Source organism: Citrobacter freundii complex sp. CFNIH9 (genome assembly GCF_002903305.1).
GTDB classification, from domain to species: domain Bacteria; phylum Pseudomonadota; class Gammaproteobacteria; order Enterobacterales; family Enterobacteriaceae; genus Citrobacter; species Citrobacter portucalensis.
In genome coordinates this window covers 569,671-591,318 of the sequence record NZ_CP026238.1, presented here as the reverse complement: position 1 = coordinate 591,318, position 21,648 = coordinate 569,671, and the positions used below count along the sequence as shown (strand labels likewise).

The 21,648-nt window shown below is 54.0% G+C and carries 17 protein-coding genes; 7 read left to right on the top strand and 10 right to left on the bottom strand.

The window, feature by feature from the left end:
- The first annotated feature begins 315 nt into the window (after nt 1-315).
- The 4 genes from gltB (at nt 316) to C2U43_RS02980 (ending at nt 8,975) form a co-directional block, all read left to right on the top strand.
- Nucleotides 316-4,776, top strand: coding sequence for a glutamate synthase large subunit (gltB, locus tag C2U43_RS02995; protein WP_020996357.1), 4,461 nt, complete (start codon nt 316-318; stop codon nt 4,774-4,776).
- Nucleotides 4,777-4,788: 12 nt separating this feature from the next.
- On the top strand, nt 4,789-6,207 hold the full coding sequence (locus C2U43_RS02990; RefSeq protein ID WP_008785940.1) for a glutamate synthase small subunit: 1,419 nt from the start codon (nt 4,789-4,791) through the stop codon (nt 6,205-6,207).
- A gap of 247 nt (nt 6,208-6,454) precedes the next feature.
- Nucleotides 6,455-7,705, top strand: coding sequence for a cytosine permease (gene codB / locus C2U43_RS02985; RefSeq protein WP_032945130.1), 1,251 nt, complete (start codon nt 6,455-6,457; stop codon nt 7,703-7,705).
- A complete protein-coding gene (locus tag C2U43_RS02980) occupies nt 7,695-8,975 on the top strand; it encodes a cytosine deaminase (protein ID WP_032945132.1) in 1,281 nt (426 codons plus the stop codon). The genes codB and C2U43_RS02980 overlap by 11 nt, the downstream gene beginning before the upstream one ends.
- Nucleotides 8,976-9,033: 58 nt before the next feature.
- On the opposite strand, the gene nanQ is transcribed toward C2U43_RS02980, so the two are convergent.
- From nanQ to nanR, 5 genes are all read right to left on the bottom strand, one after another.
- Nucleotides 9,034-9,501: an N-acetylneuraminate anomerase gene (gene nanQ, locus C2U43_RS02975; RefSeq protein ID WP_057067638.1), complete on the bottom strand. Its 468-nt coding sequence runs from the start codon at nt 9,499-9,501 to the stop codon at nt 9,034-9,036.
- A 2-nt stretch (nt 9,502-9,503) separates the two neighbouring features.
- On the bottom strand, nt 9,504-10,373 hold the full coding sequence (gene nanK, locus C2U43_RS02970; RefSeq protein WP_103284667.1) for an N-acetylmannosamine kinase: 870 nt from the start codon (nt 10,371-10,373) through the stop codon (nt 9,504-9,506).
- 96 nt (nt 10,374-10,469) lie between these two features.
- A complete protein-coding gene (gene nanT / locus C2U43_RS02965; RefSeq protein WP_003828791.1) occupies nt 10,470-11,960 on the bottom strand; it encodes a sialic acid transporter NanT in 1,491 nt (496 codons plus the stop codon).
- Nucleotides 11,961-12,069: 109 nt separating this feature from the next.
- On the bottom strand, nt 12,070-12,963 hold the full coding sequence (nanA, locus tag C2U43_RS02960) for an N-acetylneuraminate lyase (protein WP_003828793.1): 894 nt from the start codon (nt 12,961-12,963) through the stop codon (nt 12,070-12,072).
- Nucleotides 12,964-13,222: 259 nt separating this feature from the next.
- Nucleotides 13,223-14,014, bottom strand: coding sequence for a transcriptional regulator NanR (nanR, locus tag C2U43_RS02955; RefSeq protein ID WP_008785946.1), 792 nt, complete (start codon nt 14,012-14,014; stop codon nt 13,223-13,225).
- Nucleotides 14,015-14,373: 359 nt separating this feature from the next.
- Between nanR and dcuC the strand changes: the two genes are divergently transcribed.
- Complete coding sequence (gene dcuC / locus C2U43_RS02950) at nt 14,374-15,741, top strand: anaerobic C4-dicarboxylate transporter DcuC (protein ID WP_057067985.1); 1,368 nt, start codon at nt 14,374-14,376, stop codon at nt 15,739-15,741.
- A gap of 55 nt (nt 15,742-15,796) precedes the next feature.
- Here dcuC and sspB read toward each other — a convergent pair whose 3' ends face one another.
- The 5 genes from sspB to zapE all read right to left on the bottom strand — a co-directional run bounded on the left by sspB (nt 15,797) and on the right by zapE (nt 19,442).
- On the bottom strand, nt 15,797-16,300 hold the full coding sequence (sspB, locus tag C2U43_RS02945) for a ClpXP protease specificity-enhancing factor (protein ID WP_032945142.1): 504 nt from the start codon (nt 16,298-16,300) through the stop codon (nt 15,797-15,799).
- A gap of 5 nt (nt 16,301-16,305) precedes the next feature.
- Nucleotides 16,306-16,944, bottom strand: coding sequence for a stringent starvation protein SspA (sspA, locus tag C2U43_RS02940; RefSeq protein ID WP_003025132.1), 639 nt, complete (start codon nt 16,942-16,944; stop codon nt 16,306-16,308).
- A gap of 316 nt (nt 16,945-17,260) precedes the next feature.
- Complete coding sequence (gene rpsI / locus C2U43_RS02930; RefSeq protein ID WP_003025138.1) at nt 17,261-17,653, bottom strand: 30S ribosomal protein S9; 393 nt, start codon at nt 17,651-17,653, stop codon at nt 17,261-17,263.
- 15 nt (nt 17,654-17,668) lie between these two features.
- Nucleotides 17,669-18,097, bottom strand: a complete 429-nt coding sequence (gene rplM / locus C2U43_RS02925; RefSeq protein WP_003025141.1) for a 50S ribosomal protein L13 — start codon at nt 18,095-18,097, stop codon at nt 17,669-17,671.
- Nucleotides 18,098-18,314: 217 nt separating this feature from the next.
- Complete coding sequence (zapE, locus tag C2U43_RS02920; RefSeq protein WP_103284666.1) at nt 18,315-19,442, bottom strand: cell division protein ZapE; 1,128 nt, start codon at nt 19,440-19,442, stop codon at nt 18,315-18,317.
- A gap of 192 nt (nt 19,443-19,634) precedes the next feature.
- Between zapE and zapG the strand changes: the two genes are divergently transcribed.
- Together zapG and degQ are read left to right on the top strand one after the other, a co-directional pair.
- Complete coding sequence (zapG, locus tag C2U43_RS02915) at nt 19,635-20,033, top strand: Z-ring associated protein ZapG (protein WP_003025147.1); 399 nt, start codon at nt 19,635-19,637, stop codon at nt 20,031-20,033.
- 168 nt (nt 20,034-20,201) lie between these two features.
- On the top strand, nt 20,202-21,569 hold the full coding sequence (gene degQ, locus C2U43_RS02910; RefSeq protein WP_008785951.1) for a serine endoprotease DegQ: 1,368 nt from the start codon (nt 20,202-20,204) through the stop codon (nt 21,567-21,569).
- Nucleotides 21,570-21,648 lie beyond the last annotated feature (79 nt).

The following is a 21,648-nucleotide window of genomic DNA, read 5'->3' as shown; positions in this document are numbered from 1 at the left end:
ACATATTCATAAAGTTAATCGCCCTATAGCACATTTTTGCATAAATAAGATTGCCATTTGACCTGTGTGTGGATTCCCGATAACGTGGAAATCCGCTGGAAGCTTTCTGGATGAGCAGCCTGCTCATCATATTTATGCAGTAATTGAGATTCCCTCTGAAGCAAGTCCTCAAACTTGTTTGACCTATGCGAAAAGGATAAAGAGGGCGAATGCGAGGTAAGCGTATGACACGCAAACCCCGTCGCCATGCTCTTGGTGTGCCCGTGCGCAACGGTCCAGATGGGAATCCCGCAGAGCCTGGGGAGGTTCACTGATATGTTGTACGATAAATCCCTTGAGAGGGATAACTGTGGTTTCGGCCTGATCGCCCACATAGAAGGCGAACCTAGCCACAAGGTAGTGCGTACCGCCATACACGCACTGGCCCGCATGCAGCACCGTGGCGCAATTCTAGCCGATGGTAAAACCGGCGATGGTTGCGGTTTGCTGTTACAAAAACCTGACCGCTTTTTCCGCATCGTGGCGCAAGAGCGCGGCTGGCGTTTAGCTAAAAACTATGCCGTCGGCATGATCTTTTTAAATAAAGACGCTGAACTGGCTGCGGCTTCTCGTCGCATTGTCGAAGAAGAATTACAGCAGGAGACCCTGTCGATTGTCGGCTGGCGCGACGTGCCGACCAACGAAGGTGTTCTCGGTGAAATCGCCCTCTCCTCCCTGCCTCGTATCGAGCAAATTTTTGTCAACGCCCCTGCGGGCTGGCGTCCGCGTGATATGGAGCGCCGCCTGTTCATCGCGCGCCGTCGCATCGAAAAACGCCTCCAGGACGATAAAGACTTCTACGTCTGTAGCTTGTCGAACCTGGTCAATATCTATAAAGGTCTGTGTATGCCGGCGGATCTGCCGCGCTTTTACCTGGACCTGGCGGATCTGCGTCTGGAATCGGCCATCTGCCTGTTCCACCAGCGCTTCTCCACCAATACCGTACCGCGCTGGCCGCTGGCGCAACCGTTCCGCTACCTGGCGCATAACGGTGAAATCAACACCATCACCGGCAACCGCCAGTGGGCACGCGCACGTACCTATAAATTCCAGACGCCATTGATCCCTGACCTGCACGACGCCGCACCGTTCGTTAACGAAACCGGTTCCGACTCCAGCTCAATGGATAACATGCTAGAACTGCTGCTGGCTGGCGGGATGGACATTATCCGTGCCATGCGTTTACTGGTGCCGCCGGCCTGGCAGAACAACCCGGATATGGACCCGGAGCTGCGCGCGTTCTTTGACTTTAACTCCATGCACATGGAGCCGTGGGATGGCCCGGCGGGCATTGTTATGTCCGACGGCCGTTTTGCCGCCTGTAACCTTGACCGTAACGGCCTACGTCCGGCGCGCTACGTCATCACCAAAGACAAGCTGATTACCTGTGCCTCTGAAGTTGGGATCTGGGATTATCAGCCGGATGAAGTCGTCGAGAAAGGTCGCGTCGGCCCTGGCGAGCTGATGGTTATCGATACCCGCAGCGGGCGCATTCTGCACTCCGCCGAAACCGATGACGATCTGAAAAGCCGCCATCCGTACAAAGAGTGGATGGAGAAGAACGTCCGCCGTCTGGTGCCGTTCGAAGACCTCGCTGACGATCAGGTCGGCAGCCGCGAACTGGACGATGACACGCTCGCCAGCTATCAGAAACAGTTTAACTACAGCGCCGAAGAGCTGGATTCCGTGATCCGCGTGCTCGGTGAAAACGGTCAGGAAGCGGTCGGCTCAATGGGTGATGATACCCCGTTTGCGGTGCTCTCAAGCCAGCCACGCATCATTTATGACTACTTCCGCCAGCAGTTCGCGCAGGTGACTAACCCGCCGATCGACCCGCTGCGTGAAGCGCACGTTATGTCGCTGGCCACCAGCATCGGTCGTGAGATGAACGTCTTCTGCGAAGCCGAAGGTCAGGCACACCGCCTGAGCTTTAAATCGCCGATCCTGCTGTACTCCGATTTTACCCAGCTCACCACCATGAAAGAGGAGCATTACCGCGCCGACCGCCTGGATATCACCTTCGACGTGACCGAAACCACGCTCGAAGAGACCGTCAAAGCATTGTGCGATAAGGCGGAACAGATGGTGCGTAACGGTACGGTGCTGCTGGTGCTCTCTGACCGTAACATCGCGAAAAACCGCCTGCCGGTTCCGGCACCGATGGCCGTAGGCGCAGTGCAAACGCGTCTGGTAGAACAAAGTCTGCGTTGCGACGCCAACATCATCGTTGAAACCGCCAGTGCCCGCGACCCGCACCATTTTGCTGTCCTGCTTGGCTTTGGCGCGACGGCCATTTATCCGTATCTCGCGTATGAAACGCTGGGACGACTGATCGACACTCAGGCGATTGCCAAAGATTACCGGACCGTGATGCTGAACTACCGTAACGGCATCAACAAAGGTCTGTACAAAATCATGTCCAAAATGGGCATCTCGACCATTGCCTCTTACCGCTGCTCGAAGCTGTTTGAAGCCGTTGGTCTGCACGATGATGTCGTGGCGCTGTGCTTCCAGGGCGTGGTCAGCCGCATCAGCGGCGCAGGGTTTAGCGACTTCCAGCAGGATCTGCTGAACCTCTCCAAACATGCATGGCTGGCACGTAAACCTATCAGCCAGGGCGGTTTGCTCAAATACGTCCACGGCGGCGAATACCATGCCTACAACCCGGACGTGGTGCGCACGCTGCAACAGGCGGTACAAAGCGGCGAGTACAGCGACTATCAGGAATATGCCAAGCTGGTCAATGAGCGTCCGGCGGCCACGCTGCGCGATCTGTTGGCGATTACGCCTGGCGATGAAGCCGTAAGCATTAGCGAAGTAGAACCCGCAACCGAACTGTTTAAACGCTTTGATACCGCAGCTATGTCCATCGGCGCATTAAGCCCCGAAGCACACGAAGCGCTGGCCGAAGCCATGAACAGCATCGGCGGCAACTCGAACTCCGGTGAAGGCGGTGAAGACCCGGCGCGCTATGGCACCAATAAAGTGTCGCGCATTAAGCAGGTTGCTTCCGGTCGCTTTGGCGTAACCCCGGCGTATCTGGTCAACGCCGATGTCATCCAGATTAAAGTCGCTCAGGGCGCGAAACCTGGCGAAGGCGGTCAGTTACCGGGTGATAAAGTCACCCCGTACATCGCCAAACTGCGCTATTCGGTGCCGGGCGTGACGCTGATCTCCCCGCCGCCGCACCACGATATTTACTCTATCGAAGACTTAGCGCAGCTGATTTTCGACCTCAAACAGGTCAACCCGAAAGCGATGATCTCCGTGAAGCTGGTTTCCGAACCAGGCGTTGGCACCATCGCCACAGGCGTGGCGAAAGCCTATGCGGATCTGATCACCATTGCTGGCTACGATGGCGGTACCGGCGCAAGCCCGCTCTCCTCGGTGAAATATGCGGGCTGCCCGTGGGAACTCGGTCTGGTGGAAACCCAGCAGGCGCTGGTCGCTAACGGTCTGCGTCACAAGATTCGTCTGCAGGTTGATGGCGGTCTGAAAACCGGTGTCGATATCATTAAAGCGGCGATTCTGGGTGCGGAAAGCTTCGGCTTCGGTACCGGTCCAATGGTGGCGCTGGGCTGTAAATACCTGCGTATTTGCCACCTGAACAACTGCGCAACCGGCGTGGCGACTCAGGATGACAAACTGCGTAAGAATCACTATCACGGCCTGCCGTTCAAAGTGACTAACTACTTTGAATTTATCGCCCGCGAAGTCCGTGAGCTGATGGCGCAACTGGGTGTGAAGCGTCTGGTGGATCTGATTGGTCGTACCGACCTGCTCAAAGAGCTGGAAGGGTTTACCGCCAAGCAACAGAAACTGGAACTGTCTCGTCTGCTGGAAACCGCCGAACCGCATCCGGGTAAAGCGCTGCATTGCACCGAGAACAACCCGCCGTTTGATAACGGCGTGCTGAACGCTCAGTTGTTACAGCAAGCGAAACCGTTTGTCGACGAGCGCCAGAGCAAAACCTTCTGGTTCGATATCCGCAACACCGACCGTTCTGTTGGCGCGTCGCTGTCGGGCTATATCGCGCAAACGCATGGCGATCAGGGGCTGGCGTCTGACCCAATCAAAGCGCACTTCAGCGGTACCGCAGGCCAGAGCTTCGGCGTGTGGAACGCGGGTGGCGTGGAGTTGTATCTGACCGGTGATGCCAACGACTATGTCGGTAAAGGTATGGCGGGCGGTCTGCTGGCAGTGCGTCCTCCGGTTGGCTCTGCTTTCCGTAGCCATGAGGCGAGCATCATTGGTAACACCTGTCTGTATGGCGCCACCGGTGGCCGCCTGTTTGCCGCGGGTCGTGCGGGTGAGCGCTTTGCAGTACGTAACTCCGGGGCAATCACCGTGGTTGAAGGTATTGGCGACAACGGCTGCGAATATATGACCGGCGGCATCGTCTGTATTCTCGGAAAAACGGGCGTCAACTTCGGAGCGGGTATGACGGGTGGATTCGCCTACGTGCTCGACGAAGACGGTGAGTTCCGCAAACGCGTGAACCCGGAACTGGTAGAAGTGCTGAACGTGGACTCGCTGGCTATCCACGAGGAACACCTGCGCGGTTTGATTACCGAGCACGTACAGCATACCGGCTCTTCACACGGCGAAGAGATCCTGGCTAACTGGCCAGCATTCTCGGCGAAATTCGCGCTGGTAAAACCAAAATCCAGTGATGTGAAAGCACTGTTGGGTCACCGTAGTCGTAGCGCAGCAGAGCTGCGTGTGCAGGCGCAGTAAGGGGTAGCAGCAATGAGTCAGAACGTATACCAATTTATCGACCTGCAGCGCGTTGATCCGCCTAAGAAGCCGCTGAAGATCCGTAAGATCGAGTTTATCGAGATCTACGAGCCGTTTTCCGAAGGTCAGGCCAAAGCACAGGCAGACCGCTGCCTGTCCTGCGGTAACCCGTACTGCGAGTGGAAGTGCCCGGTGCATAACTACATCCCGAACTGGCTGAAACTGGCGAACGAGGGGCGTATTTTTGAAGCAGCAGAACTGTCGCACCAGACCAACACTCTGCCGGAAGTCTGTGGCCGCGTGTGCCCGCAGGATCGTCTGTGTGAAGGATCCTGTACGCTGAACGATGAGTTCGGCGCAGTGACTATCGGTAACATCGAGCGCTATATCAACGATAAAGCATTCGAAATGGGCTGGCGCCCGGATATGACCGGCGTGCGTCAAACCGACAAGCGCGTGGCGATCATCGGTGCCGGTCCGGCAGGCCTGGCCTGTGCTGATGTGCTGACCCGTAACGGCGTGAAGGCGGTGGTGTTTGATCGTCATCCGGAGATCGGTGGTCTGCTGACCTTCGGCATCCCGGCTTTCAAGCTGGAGAAAGAGGTCATGACCCGCCGTCGTGAGATCTTCACCGGCATGGGTATTGAGTTCAAACTCAACGTCGAAGTGGGCCGTGACGTCCAGCTCGACGACCTGCTGAAGGATTACGACGCGGTATTCCTTGGCGTAGGTACTTATCAGTCGATGCGCGGCGGACTGGAAAACGAAGACGCTTCCGGTGTGTTTGATGCCCTGCCGTTCCTGATCGCCAATACCAAACAGTTGATGGGCTTTGGCGAAAGCAGCGACGAGCCGTACATCAGCATGGAAGGCAAACGCGTCGTCGTTCTCGGCGGCGGCGATACCGCGATGGACTGCGTGCGGACCTCGGTTCGCCAGAACGCAGCACATGTCATCTGCGCTTATCGTCGTGACGAAGAGAACATGCCGGGTTCCAAACGCGAAGTGAAAAATGCGCGTGAAGAAGGCGTCGAATTCCAGTTCAACGTCCAGCCTTTAGGCGTGGAAGTGAACGCCAACGGTAAGGTATGCGGTGTGAAAATGGCGCGTACCGAAATGGGTGAACCGGATGCGAAGGGCCGTCGCCGTGCGGAGATCGTCGCCGGTTCCGAACACGTTGTTCCGGCAGATGCGGTGGTACTGGCGTTTGGCTTCCGTCCGCACAGTATGGAGTGGCTGGCAAAACACAGCGTCGAACTGGATTCTCAGGGCCGCATTATTGCTCCAGAGCGCAGCGACAACGCCTTCCAGACCAGCAACCCGAAAATCTTCGCCGGTGGCGACATCGTGCGCGGTTCGGATCTGGTAGTCACCGCGATTGCCGAAGGTCGTAAAGCGGCAGACGGTATCCTGAACTACCTGGAAGTGTAATACAGCCTCTTAAGGCATCTCATCTGCCCTGGTGGGTGAGATGCCAAATTCCTGCCGCAATACCGCCAAACCTGCCGATTAAGCCAGTCTGACAACACGTTTAGTAAACAGGGCAAATAACCTTAACACCCCAAACAGATCAACATCATGAATAATAACCATGTAAAAACCAGACGAAAACGTTTGCTTTACGTTGAGAACTGTATATTATGCGGCGGATTTTTTGGGCAAAATTCATGGAGGCGTTGTGTCGCAAGACAACAATTATAGCCAGGGCCCCGTCCCTCTGGCGGCGCGAAAAGGCGTAGTTCCACTAACATTTGTCATGTTGGGACTCACATTCTTTTCCGCCAGTATGTGGACCGGTGGCACACTCGGTACCGGTCTTTCTTATAATGATTTCTTCCTGGCAGTTCTCTTCGGTAATCTTCTCCTCGGTATTTACACTGCATTTCTCGGTTTTATCGGCGCAAAAACAGGGCTCTCAACCCACCTTCTGGCACGTTACTCATTTGGTGTGAAAGGTTCATGGCTTCCCTCTCTGCTGTTAGGCGGCACACAGGTAGGCTGGTTTGGCGTTGGTGTGGCCATGTTTGCTATCCCGGTTGGCAAAGCAACGGGAATTGACGTCAATATCCTGATTGCGGTTTCCGGTCTGTTGATGACCCTGACCATCTTTTTTGGCATCTCAGCGCTGACCGTTTTATCTATCATCGCCGTGCCTGCCATCGTCGTACTTGGCAGCTACTCCGTCTGGCTGGCAGTGAGCGATGTCGGCGGTTTGGAGCATTTAAAAGCGATAGTGCCGCAAACGCCGCTGGATTTCTCCACCGCACTGGCGCTGGTAGTCGGCTCGTTTGTCAGCGCAGGGACATTAACCGCTGACTTCGTCCGTTTTGGCCGCAACGCCAAAGGCGCGGTGCTGATCGCCATGGTGGCGTTTTTCCTTGGCAACTCCTTGATGTTCATCTTCGGCGCTGCGGGCGCGGCTGCGGTTGGACAGGCGGATATCTCTGACGTGATGATTGCCCAGGGACTGCTGCTGCCCGCGATCATCGTTCTCGGCCTGAATATCTGGACCACCAACGATAATGCGCTGTACGCATCGGGCCTGGGATTTGCCAATATTACCGGCCTTTCCAGCCGTACGCTGTCGGTGGCTAACGGTATTATTGGCACACTGTGCGCGCTGTGGCTTTACAATAACTTTGTCGGCTGGCTGACATTTCTGTCGGCAGCGATTCCCCCGATTGGCGGGGTGATCATCGCCGACTATCTGCTGAACCATCGCCGCTATGCCGACTTCAGCAAAGCGCAATTTATTTCCGTAAACTGGATAGCGATCCTGTCCGTTGCACTGGGCATTGCCGCAGGCCACTATATTCCCGGCATCGTGCCCGTCAATGCCGTACTCGGCGGCGTATTCAGCTATATCCTGCTGAATCCACTTTTCAATCGCAGCCTTGCTAAATCCCCGGAGGTCAGCCATGCAGAATAATAACATCACCATTCATCAGGCGCGTTTACAGGGACGTGAAGGGTTATGGCAAATCACGATTGAAAACGGGCGCTTTAGCCGTATTGAGCCTCAAGACGCAGCGACGTTACCACAGGGTGAAGTGCTTGATGCTGAAGGCGGTCTGGCTATCCCACCGTTCGTTGAGCCACATATCCATCTGGACACTACGCAAACCGCGGGCGAGCCGAGCTGGAATCAGTCTGGTACGCTGTTTGAGGGCATTGAACGCTGGGCTGAACGTAAGGCAATGCTCACTCACGAAGACGTCAAAGCGCGCGCCATGCAGACCCTGAAGTGGCAGATGGCCAACGGCATCCAGTATGTCCGTACTCACGTTGACGTTTCCGACCCTACGTTGACGGCGCTAAAAGCCATGCTGGAGGTGAAGCAAGAAGTCGCTCCGTGGGTAGAGCTACAGATTGTCGCGTTCCCGCAAGAAGGCATTCTTTCTTATCCCAACGGTGAAGCGCTCCTGGAGGAAGCCGTACGTCTGGGCGCCGACGTCATTGGCGCGATCCCGCACTTTGAATTCACGCGTGAATATGGCGTAGAGTCGCTGCATAAGATTTTCGCTCTGGCGCAAAAATACGACAAACTTATCGACGTGCACTGTGACGAAATCGATGATGAGCAATCCCGCTTTGTTGAAACCGTTGCGGCGCTGGCGCATCGCTACAATATGGGCGAGCGCGTGACCGCCAGCCATACTACGGCGATGCATTCCTACAACGGCGCGTATGCTTCCCGTCTTTTCCGCCTGTTGAAAATGTCCGGCATTAACTTTGTCGCAAATCCACTGGTGAATATTCACCTGCAAGGGCGCTTTGACACTTATCCTAAGCGTCGTGGTGTTACGCGCGTCAAAGAGATGCTGGAAGCGGAGATCAACGTCTGCTTCGGTCATGATGACGTCTTCGATCCGTGGTACCCGCTGGGCACTGCGAATATGCTGCAGGTGCTGCATATGGGATTACACGTGTGCCAGCTGATGGGATACGGACAAATTAACGATGGGTTGAACCTGGTCACCACCCACAGCGCGAAAACCCTGCATCTGCAGGACTATGGTCTGAACGTGGGGAATTCTGCGAATCTGGTGATTTTGCCTGCAGAAAATGGGTTTGACGCGGTTCGTCGCCAGACGCCTGCCCGTTATTCCATTCGTCATGGTCGAGTCATTGCCGAGACGGTCCCAAGCCAAACCACACTGCATCTGACGCAGCCAGAAACGGTGACGTTTAAGCGCTAGGTCGTTACATTCCATGTCGGATGGCGTAAGCCTTGCCATCCGACACAGTCTCTCATTCTCAAGCTTGTAATAAGCTGGCGCGGACTTTGATCACCACCTTTTTGATGTCCATCGGGGTCTGCACCACACAACCCGGTTTATGCGGCTCGCCCGGCATAAAAATCACAAATTTTCCCGGCTTCAGTACCATAGCCTGTTCATCGGCAATCTGGCTGCACAGCTGATAATCATCCTCGATGTGCATCTCTTCGCAGTGACGAGCAGAATCGGTCATCCCGAACAGAATCCGTTCTTCGCCGGACAACAGCATCTGAATATCAATGTACTGCTGATGCAGCTCCGCTTTCTTATGCTCTGGGCTCTGCGTTGTAAATTGCATGACATTCATAAAAATATTCTCGCCCTGCAACGTGTAGCGCCCAGGCGTTTTCTCCTGCGGATTCGCCGCAATGGCAAGCGTTAACGCCTGCTGCAAGACCGGATGTAATCCGGCAGAAGGCAGTGAATTCAACGCATCTGATATCATCATCATTCTCCCTGGGCCAACAGCGCGGCCCCCAGTAATCCAGCGTCATGACGGTAATGCGCCGCCAGCAATTCCACGTGATAGGCCCAAGGCTCTTGTGCCAGATAATGTTCCACCAGCGCCAGATACCCTTCAGCCAGCCCAACGCTACCGCCAATGACCACGCACTGACAATCGGTCGTGACCTTCACATCGGCAACAAGCCTTGCCAAAGTACGCGCTGAGCGATGGATCAACCGGCTTGCCTGCTCATCCCCCTGCCCGGCACGGCTAAAAATAGTTTTGGGGTCGCATCCGGCAAGCGCGCCTTCGGCAGCAGCCGCTATTCCACGACCGGATGAGATCGCCTCAACGCAGCCCACACGCCCGCAGCCGCAAACAGGCCCATGCGGATCGGCCAGCGTATGTCCCAGATGCCCAGCCAAACCGCCGACTCCGGTCAGCAGTGTCCCACCGCTGACGACTCCCCCGCCCACGCCTGTGGAGACGGTAATAAACACCAGATCGCGGTACTCACCACCAAGCGCATGGTACTCAGCCCACGCCGCTGCCTGTGCGTCATTGACGGCCAGCGTCGGCAGGTCGGTGATTTGCTCCAGCGTTTGTGTCAGCGGAAAATGCATCAATCCGCCGAGGTTATGCGGATTCAGCGCCAGTAAAGCCCCCTCACGGATAATCCCCGTCGAGGCGATCGCCACCCGATTAGCACGCCCCTGTAGCGGGGCAACCAGTGTTTGTAACGCGGCGCGCAGCGCTTGCGGCGTTTTACTGGCAGGCGTCGGCAGCTCACGCCGCTCGCGGACTTGCAGATTGTTGTCTACCAGCGCGGCAGCCAATTTGGTGCCGCCAATATCAATCGCCAGTGTGGTCATGACGCCGCCTCATGCATCGTGGTGGCGCTCTGTAGCTCAAAGAACGACATATTCTTCCCTTACGGCTATTGCCCGGTTCAGCACCGGGCAACTGGATTAACTTTTGGATTTCACCATGGTGCTTTTGTCACCGCCGAACGGCACGGCCCCGCTAAACGGTCGACCATCGATGGCGTCATGCGTACGTAACGCTTCAGGACGCAGCCAGCGCTGTACGCGGGACGGCATATCGAGACCAATCAGCAGGATCACTACAAATGTCAGGCCGAAAGAGAGCGATCCCAGCGCGGTACCCAGATCAAGACGTTGGGCAATCAGTGCGCCGATGATCGGTGCCAAAGCCCCGCCCAGTGCGCCTACGTTATAGGTGAAGCCCAGTCCCGCCGCACGCTGATCGGTATCGAAATAGCCGCCAATCAGTTTTGGTAAGATCCCGGAGATCCCCTGACCGAGCATTTGTTGGAAAAACAGCAGCAAACCCAGTACCCAGACGTTTGAACCGCCTATCGCAAACACCGGAATAATCAGCAACTGCGAGGCCAGCAGACTGCAGACATAGGCTTTACGCGTGCCCAGCCAGTCACCAAGAAAACCGCCGACGCAACACCCAACCGCCGCACCAAAACCGCTAAAGAAGAGCACTCTGGCCACCGTGGAAGGATCGTACAGCAGTTCCGTTTTCAGATAGGTTGGCAACAGCGCCTGAATCGGCCACGAGTACAGGAAGGCGAATAGCACGACCACCATCAGCATCACGCCCGTCGGCCAGCGTTTCCCGCTGCTTTGCACCATAAAGCTAATGAAGATAAACGCGCATATCAGTCCAAGAACCGCCACGATAGCCGCATTTTGCAGGTTGCCAGCAAAGCAGAACCACAACGCGGTTGCAGCGGCGAGCGTCATCAGAATATTAATTACCCGATGCTCGCCCCGGTAGAGAATGTCCACCATCGTGCGTACCGGCGCTTTGCCTTCGTGTTTCTCTTTCCAGTCTTCCGCTTCTGGAATATTTTTACGCAGCCAGAGGGCGAAGATAATTGGCAGGATGCCGATGAAGAACAGCGCGCGCCATCCCCAGACCGGGACCACCAGACTGTAGACCTGGGCGGCGATCACGGCACCAACGGAAAAGCCGGAAATCAGGAAACCACTGGCTTTGTTTCGCAGGTGTTTAGGCCAACTTTCAATAACATAGGTTGCGCTGGAGCCATACTCACCGGCCATTCCCATACCGATAACCAGGCGGGCGATAAACATGGTGGTGTAGCCCGGCGCGAAACCGCAGGCCAGCGTTCCCACAGAGAACAGAATGATGCTGGTGACCATTGCCAGGCGGCGTCCGTAGCGGTCGCCCATTGCCCCCAGCATTAACCCGCCAAACCAACGGGAGATAAAGGCGGCCGAGATCAGGCTGGCAGCCTGCACCGTCGTCAGTCCGAATTCGCCCTGCACTTCTGTCAGCACCAGAGCGATTAACACAAAATCGAAACCATCAAGCAAATATCCCAGCCAGGCGGCGGAAAATGCCCGCCATTGTGCCCGATTGAGATGGCGATACCACGGGATGTTCTGGGTAGAAGTACTCATTTTACTCTCCCGACGATTTTTGTTGTTGTGCCGGGTGGTGGCTTTGCCTTACCCGGCCTACGGTCGAAGATCCAGGCCGGGCAAGCGAAGCGCCCCCGGCGACCCGTGATTACGCCTTTTCCGCCAGCAGTTGGTTTGCCAGCGCTTTCAGTTCCGGCAGATAGTGTTCATCTACCGGAGCAAAGGGTTTACGGCACAGTGGGACAGAAACCACATCCATATAGTGCAATACTGTTTTCAGGCCGCGGAACACGCCAACCTTAATAAGCAGATCGATAACCTTATTGCACTCGGTTTGCAGCTTTTGCGCCGTGCGGATGTCACCTTCTTTGAGCGCTTTCACAATTCCCTGATAGCGCCACCCCATGATGTTGTAAGTGCTACCGATACCGCCATCTGCGCCCGCAAGCAGTCCGGAAGCAAAGATCTCGTCATAGCCGTTATAAAGCACCAGATCGGGATGAGCGCGGCGGATCTGTTCCATCTGATAGAGATCGCCCGAAGTTTGCTTCAGTGCGCCAACGCCTGGCAGCGTCACCAGTGTGTTGATTTGATCCAGCGTCAGTTTTACGCCACTCAGCGCCGGAATGTTATAGACCACCATCGGTAAACCATCAGCGGAATCAATAATTGCGCGGTAGTGATCGCAATGTTCTTCAAAGCTGAACGGATAGTAAAACGGTGTAACGGCCGAAACGGCATCAAAGCCGTAACGATGTGCCGCACTCGCCAGCTGTTGGCTCTCTTCAGTACTCACCGTGCCAACATGGGCGATCAGCGTCACCTTACCTTTCGCCTCTTCGGCAACAATTTCCAGTACCTGCTCTCTTTCAACGCGGTTTTGGACAAAGGCCTCACCCGTTGAGCCACCGACATAGAGCCCGTCTACACCCTGACCAATGTTGAAACGCACCAGGCGGCGCAGACTCTCGATGTCCAGTCTCTGTTGGTTATCGAATGGGGTTAACAACGCTGGCATTACGCCTTTTAAATCTCTTGCCATAACGACCTCCGACGATGATTAGTGTTATCTAACTGCATACCTTTATACCTGTTATACCAGATCAAATAAGCAGCAATACAATACAGAACGCTTATAGTGCGATCTACTTCACTAAACACTTCATCCTTCGAGCCGCCTCTGCGTTAGCTGCGTTCGCTCACCCCTGTCACATAGTTATCTATGCTCCAGGGAACTCGCTCTCTTGCCGCCTTGATGCAACTTGAATGATTTTGTGTTTAAACGATCGTCAGGATCGCGATCACTTACGCAATTTTTTACTTTTGCTGAAGGCATGCCAGGTCGCGGAAACGCTATTGAGATGTTCTTGCAGTGCGCGGTCAGCTTCTTCAGGATCGCGCTGGCGAATTGCGTCGACAATCGCGATATGCTGCTGATAACTCACGTTGTTGTGCTCATACAACTCTTGATCGGCGACGGTCGGACGGGCGGCAATCAGCCAGTCTAACAGCGCAACATGGATAGCCATAAAGATAGGATTGCCCGGGATCTCAGCCAGTACACGGTGAAAATCAACGTCCGAGCGGATGAACAACGTATTGTCATCGAGCGACTGGCTGTTGATCTCCAGTGCTTTAGCCAGTCTGTCGATTTGCTCATCTGTCGCATGTTCGGCGGCGTATCGTACCAGGCTGGATTCAAAGAACAGTCGCAACTGCTCGAAGTGGGCAATGCCGCCGGGATGTGCGAGGAAATCTTTCGCCATACCTGACAGCTCGCTAATGATGGTATCAGCTGAAGGACGCGAAACGCGGGCGCGCTCGCCGTTGTTGATTTGTACCAGACCTTTGCGTTTTAACGCGGCCAGCGCTTCTCGTACAGAAGGACGGCCCACGTTAAAGAAGGCCATCAGCTCCCGCTCAGACGGCAACTGTTCGCCCTCGCCAAATTCCCGACGACGAATCATCTGCTCCAGTTCTTCTTCAACCATTTCAGACAGTTTTTTACGCGCCAACGGGCGATTGCGTAAGCTACGGCCAATGGTGGATGGAGAGTCTTCAGCTTGCGAATCAAATGCGTTCATAGGGTCCATTCAGCTAAGTCGTGGTGACAAACAACAGCAGGTTTATCCTAACACAGGATCGAAAGCAGGGTGAAATGATGGACGATCTGATCCGGCTGGCCTATTGATAATATACGTAACAGCAATATTATTTTAAGCGAGTATCTTCTGCCTCATTTTAATTGAATGGAGTTAAATACCTTCATGAAAATTATGAATATGAACGTGATAATTTATCATAACCGTCTATTTTATAACGATAAATAATTACACCATCGAATTAAAAATAAGATATTCACTCCATAAAAAATACCCAGAAAAATATAACATCCGTTTTGACAGCAGCGTTATTACCGGATTTATCTTCTTCTCTGACATGGAGTGAAACAATGTTCGGCATCATTATCTCTGTCATCGTTTTATTAACGATGGGTTACCTGATCCTCAAAAACTACAAACCGCAGGTCGTGTTGGCCGCCGCCGGGATCTTCCTGATGATCTGCGGCGTCTGGCTGGGCTACGGCGCGTTGGTCGCTAACGACAAAAGCAGTGGCTATCTACTGGTCGATATTTACAATGAAATTTTGCGTATGCTCTCCAACCGCGCGGCCGGGCTGGGGTTATCAATCATGGCGGTGGGCGGTTATGCCCGTTATATGGACAGAATGGGGGCCAGCAGAGCGATGGTTAGCCTGTTAAGTCGCCCGCTCAAGCTAATCCGTTCCCCCTATGTAGTTCTTGCCGCCACCTATGTGATTGGTCAGATCATGGCGCAGTTCATTACCAGCGCATCCGGGTTAGGTATGTTGCTGATGGTGACGCTGTTCCCAACGCTGGTTAGCCTTGGCGTGAGTCGTTTATCCGCTGTTGCGGTCATTGCCACTTCGATGTCGATTGAATGGGGCATTCTGGAAACCAACTCTATTTTTGCCGCGCAGGTCGCGGGCATGAAAATCGCCACCTATTTCTTTCAATACCAGTTGCCCGTCGCGTCGTGTGTCATTGTCGCCGTCGCCATTGCGCATTTTTTCGTTCAGCGTCAATTTGATAAAAAAGCCGCACCGGAAAGTAACGGATTTGCGGAACAAAAGGCGCTGGAAAACGTACCCCCGCTCTATTACGCCATTTTGCCGGTGATGCCGCTGATCCTGATGCTGGGCTCGCTTGCCCTTGCACAAATGGGGCTAATGAAAGCAGAGTTGAATCTGGTGGTGGTAATGTTGATGAGCATGACGCTGACTATGTTTGTTGAATTCCTGCATAAACATAATTTGCGCGAAACGATGGATGATGTGCAGGCTTTTTTTGACGGCATGGGGACACAGTTTGCCAACGTTGTCACCCTGGTGGTCGCCGGTGAAATCTTTGCGAAAGGGTTGACGACTATCGGGACAGTCGATGCCGTAATAAAAGGCGCAGAGCATTCCGGTCTTGGCGGCATCGGCGTGATGATCATCATGGCGGTGGTCATCGCCGCCTGCGCAATCGTCATGGGGTCAGGCAACGCGCCGTTTATGTCTTTTGCCAGCCTCATTCCGGATATTGCCGCCGGGCTGCATATTCCTGCCGTAGTAATGATTATGCCGATGCATTTTGCCACTACGCTTGCCCGCGCGGTGTCACCCATAACCGCTGTAATTGTCGTGACATCGGGTATTGCCGGCGTATCGCCCTTTGAAGTGGTAAAACGTACAGCAATCCCGATGGCAGTAGGATTTGTGGTGAATATGGTAGCCACCATCGCGCTGTTTTATTGATACCAAAGCCAGAAAACAGAACAGGCCCCAAAGGGCCTGTTTTTCATTTCACTACTTATTTCACTACGCGCAGCGCTGGACGCCCACCGCGAGGCGGTGGCGGAGTATCATCCGGATCGTTGTCGTCGCCATTATCAGGTTTATCGCCATCAATGACCGACATGACCGTTTCACTCTCAAAACCAGACGTGTCGTTGTCGTCATCATTTAAGCTGGCAACATCTTCGTCGTAGGCGGCTTCCGGTTCAAACATCGTACCGGCGCCATTTTCACGTGCATAAATTGCCAGAACGGCAGCCAACGGCACAGACACCTGACGCGGCACACCACCGAAGCGCGCGTTAAAGCGCACTTCATCGTTAGCCAGTTCCAGGTTGCCCACCGCACGCGGTGCAATATTCAGAACAATTTGCCCGTCACGCGCATATTCCATTGGAACCTGCACGTCCTGGAGCGTCACATCCACCACCAGATGCGGCGTGAGCTGGTTGTCCAGCAACCACTCATAGAACGCGCGCAGCAGATACGGACGGCGTGGTGTTAGCTGTGGCAAATCCATACAGGTTAACCCCGGCCCAGACGCATTTCACGTTCAGGCTCAGTCAGAGAAGCCAGGAAAGAGTCACGTTCGAAGACGCGAGTCATGTACCCTTTCAGTTCTTTCGAACCTGCACCGTTGAATTCAATACCCAGCTGCGGTAAACGCCACAGCAGAGGCGCCAGGTAGCAGTCTACCAGGCTGAACTCATCGCTCAGGAAGTAAGGTTTCTGGCCAAATACTGGCGCGATTGCCAGCAGTTCTTCGCGCAGACGCTTACGCGCGACTTCGGCTTCAGAAGCAGAACCGTTCACGATGACGTTCATCAGCGTGTACCAGTCTTTTTCAATACGCTGCATGTACAGGCGGCTTTCACCACGCGCAACCGGGTAAACCGGCATCAGCGGCGGATGCGGGAAGCGCTCATCCAGGTATTCCATAATGATGCGAGATTCCCACAGGGTCAGCTCACGATCCACCAGTGTCGGTACGCTCTGATTCGGGTTGAGGTCGATCAGATCCTGAGGTGGATTGTCCTTCTCCACATGCTCAATCTCGAAACTAACACCTTTCTCAGCCAGCACAATGCGGACCTGATGGCTATAGATGTCAGTAGGACCAGAAAACAGCGTCATTACCGAACGTTTGTTGGCAGCGACAGCCATGAAAACCTCCAGGTATATTCAGAATTTTTACTGCTACCAGCCACTCAGTGGCCAGCCAGAAGTGATGTCACCCAGACTCGGGAAAGTCATTACTGTTCAAAATACAAACAAAAAATGAACGATACCGGACATTTGGGCAGAAAATTGGATGATAGTTTACCAGATTTTGTGACCTTTGTGGTGAGTCGATTCTTGAAATGGAGAAAAAGAGGTGGCAATCAGCGGATTACCGTGGATCTGAGGCGAGAAATAACGATAAAAAAACCCGCCGAAGCGGGTTTTTTCGCAAATTGTCGTCTGCCGAAGCAGAGTACAATTAACGTTTGGAGAACTGAGGACGACGACGTGCTTTACGCAGACCGACTTTCTTACGTTCAACCTGACGAGCATCACGGGTAACGAAGCCAGCTTTACGCAGTTCGCCACGCAGGGATTCGTCGTACTCCATCAGAGCGCGGGTGATACCGTGACGGATCGCACCAGCCTGACCAGAGATACCACCACCTTTAACAGTGATGTACAGATCCAGTTTCTCAACCATGTCGACCAGTTCCAGCGGCTGACGAACTACCATGCGGGCAGTTTCACGACCGAAGTACTGTTCCAGAGAACGTTGGTTGATTACGATTTTACCACTGCCCGGTTTGATGAAAACGCGAGCTGCGGAACTTTTGCGGCGACCAGTGCCGTAGTATTGATTTTCAGCCATTGCCTATAATCCCGATTAGATGTCAAGAACTTGCGGTTGCTGTGCCGCGTGGTTGTGCTCGTTGCCAGCGTAAACTTTCAGTTTACGGAACATAGCACGACCCAGCGGGCCTTTTGGCAGCATGCCTTTAACCGCGATTTCAAGCACACGCTCAGGACGGCGAGCAATCATCTCTTCAAAGGTCGCTTGTTTGATACCACCGATGTGGCCGGTGTGGTGATAGTACACTTTGTCAGTACGCTTGTTGCCGGTTACAGCAACTTTGTCAGCGTTCAGAACGATGATGTAATCACCGGTATCTACGTGCGGAGTGTATTCCGCTTTGTGCTTACCGCGCAGGCGCAGAGCCAGTTCGGAAGCCAGACGGCCCAGAGTTTTACCGGTCGCGTCAACAACATACCAGTCGCGTTTTACGGTTTCTGGTTTAGCTGTAAAAGTTTTCATTAAAAGCTTACCCAAATAAATAAGTTACACGTTGGTGAACACCCAAACGTTTTGTCAGTTGAGGTTCACACGACATTGTCCAGCAAACCTACCCCTTCGAATAGCCTATGCCGGCGCATAGAAAGTTTTGGGAAAAAACTCTCTCGTAACGTGGGGTCGCAAGATTATAGAGAAGTCAGGGTCAAAGATCGACCCCTTTATGTGATTTGCGGCAGGTTTAACCGGCTAAATGTTCCCGCTTCAGATACTCTTCGCTTTGCATCTCCTGCAAACGCGACAAACAACGCTGAAATTCAAACTTCAGACGCTCGCCCTGATAAATTTCATAGAGGGGTGATGCCGCACTGACCACCAGCTTGACGTGGCGTTCGTAGAACTCATCCACCAATGCGATAAAGCGTCGCGCTTCACTCTCCATCAGCGGGGTCATGACCGGCACATCAGACAACAGCACCGTGTGAAACAGACGCGACAGCGCAATGTAGTCATGCTGACTCCGGGCATCAACGCAGAGCGTGGTAAACGACACCGCCAGCGTTTGGTTTTCGACGGCCAGCGTCTGCATCGGACGATGATTGATCTCCAGCGTTGGCGCATGTTCACCTTTGGTTCCCGCTAATGCCAGCCAGAGTTTATCCATCTGCTGGCGGGTTTCCTCATTCAATGGCGACAACCACAAATGCGCCTGCGTTAAGGTGCGCAGACGATAATCGACGCCGGCATCGACATTCATGATGTCACAATGCTGTTTGATGGCATCAATGGCAGGAAGAAAACGGGAGCGTTGCAAACCGTTACGATATAGCTCATCTGGCGGAATATTGGAGGTCGCCACCAGCGTAATACCGCGGGCAAACAGCGCTTTCATCAGGCCGCCGAGCAGCATGGCGTCGGTGATATCGGAAACAAAAAATTCGTCAAAGCACAGCACGTCCGTTTCGGCCTTAAAGCGGTCGGCGATGATTTCCAGCGGATCGCTCTGCCCCTGTAAAGCAGTAAGCTCTTCATGGACGCGCAGCATAAAACGGTGGAAGTGCAAACGCTGTTTACGTTCGCCCGGCAGGCTATGGTAGAACAGATCCATCAGCCAGGTTTTTCCGCGCCCAACTCCGCCCCACATATATAAACCACGCACCGGCGCGTTGATCGGTGACTCACGCTTGCCCAGCAACTTACCAAAACGCGCCATCAGTCCACTCTCCTGCGGCGCAGGACGTGCTGGCGTTGTAAGCGCCTGGAAAATTGTTTCCAGTCGATTCACGGCTTCGAGTTGTACGTTGTCGGGTTGATGACTGCCGTCGTTGAGGGCTTGCTGGTAACGCGATGTAGGGGAAAAGCTTTGCATGATGTTATTGTTATTCCTTGAGAATCGATGTGCCGTCGCTCACGGTTGACGAAAAAAAGGCCGTTCTACATTACGTGATATAAACACGGGATTCCACTTCTACGGGATTAGCGGTTATAGTGGCATAATCAGGCGCAGGCATGGAGCCTAAAGCCAACACCCTACGGAAACACAAGACAACGGGAGATGTTCATGACCTGGGAATATGCGCTAATTGGGTTAGTCGTCGGTATCATTATTGGTGCTGTAGCCATGCGTTTTGGTAATCGTAAATTACGCCAACAGCAGGCATTGCAGTACGAACTGGAAAAAAATAAAGCTGAGCTGGAAGAGTACCGCGAAGAGCTGGTGAGCCACTTTGCCCGCAGCGCTGAATTGCTGGATAACATGGCGGACGATTATCGTCAGATTTACCAGCACATGGCGAAAAGCTCCAGCAACCTGCTGCCGGGTATGTCGCCGGAAAACAACCCGTTCCGTAACCGTCTGGCAGAGTCTGAAGCAGGCAACGATCAGGCGCCGGTTCAGATGCCACGTGACTATTCTGAAGGGGCATCCGGCCTGCTGCGTAGCGGCGCAAAGCGCGACTAACCGCACATCGTTAAGAAATTTATTGGGCGCAGCAATTGCGCCCTCCGCTTCTCTTCCTGTCCCAGCTATTATTTAGTCGTTAGCCGCATTGTGACCTAACCGAAAATTCAATAACATCAACCTGTTTTGAATCATCTTCCGTTTACTCAAGGTACGAGAGCAGGATCCATGAAAAAACAAACCCAGCTGTTGAGTGCATTAGCGTTAAGTGTCGGGTTAACTCTCTCGGCGCCATTCCCGGCCGCAGCGTCTATCCCCGGCCAGGTTCCCGGTCAGGCTGCGCTTCCCAGCCTCGCTCCGATGCTGGAGAAAGTGTTACCTGCCGTGGTGAGCGTAAGGGTTGAAGGCACCGCCACTCAGGGGCAGAAAGTCCCGGAAGAGTTCAAAAAGTTTTTTGGTGATGAACTTCCCGATCAACCGTCACAACCCTTTGAAGGGCTGGGCTCAGGGGTCATCATTGACGCAGCCAAAGGCTACGTTCTGACCAATAACCACGTTATTAATCAGGCGCAAAAAATCAGCGTTCAGCTTAATGATGGCCGTGAGTTCGACGCTAAGCTTATCGGCAGCGACGATCAGAGCGATATCGCACTGCTACAAATTCAGCACCCCAGCAACCTGACGCAAATTGCCATTGCTGACTCCGACAAACTTCGCGTGGGTGATTTCGCGGTGGCTGTGGGTAACCCGTTCGGTTTGGGTCAAACAGCCACCTCCGGCATTGTATCTGCCTTGGGTCGCAGTGGGTTGAACCTGGAAGGTCTGGAAAACTTTATTCAGACTGACGCCTCTATCAACCGCGGTAACTCCGGCGGCGCATTGCTCAACCTGAACGGTGAGCTGATCGGTATTAACACTGCGATTCTGGCCCCCGGCGGCGGCAGCATCGGGATTGGTTTTGCAATCCCGAGCAACATGGCGCGCACGCTGGCACAGCAGCTGATGCAGTTTGGTGAAATCAAACGCGGTCTGTTGGGTATCAAAGGCACCGAAATGACCTCGGATATCGCCAAAGCGTTCAAACTGGACGTACAGCGTGGCGCGTTTGTCAGTGAGGTTCTGCCTAACTCCGGCTCCGCAAAAGCGGGAGTGAAGTCCGGCGACGTCATTACCAGTCTCAACGGTAAACCGCTCAACAGCTTCGCCGAACTGCGTTCACGCATTGCGACAACTGAACCTGGAACCAAGGTCAAACTGGGCCTGCTGCGTAACGGTAAACCGCTGGAGGTTGAAGTCACCCTCGATACCAGCACATCATCGTCCGCCAGCGCAGAGATGATTGCGCCTGCGTTGCAAGGGGCCACGCTCAGCGATGGTCAGTTAAAAGACGGCACCAAAGGAATCAGAATTGATAACGTAGAAAAAAGCAGCCCTGCAGCACAGGCCGGTCTGCATAAAGATGACGTTATCATTGGCGTTAACCGCGATCGCGTAAACTCAATCGCCGAAATGCGAAAAGTGCTGGAAGCGAAACCGTCGATCATTGCTCTGCAGGTGGTGCGCGGTAACGAGAGTATTTACCTGCTCCTGCGTTAACGCATGCAACCGGACATCAGCCCCTCGTGTGATGTCCGGCAAACTCGTGATATGCTGCTGCCGTTCCCTTTATTAATGA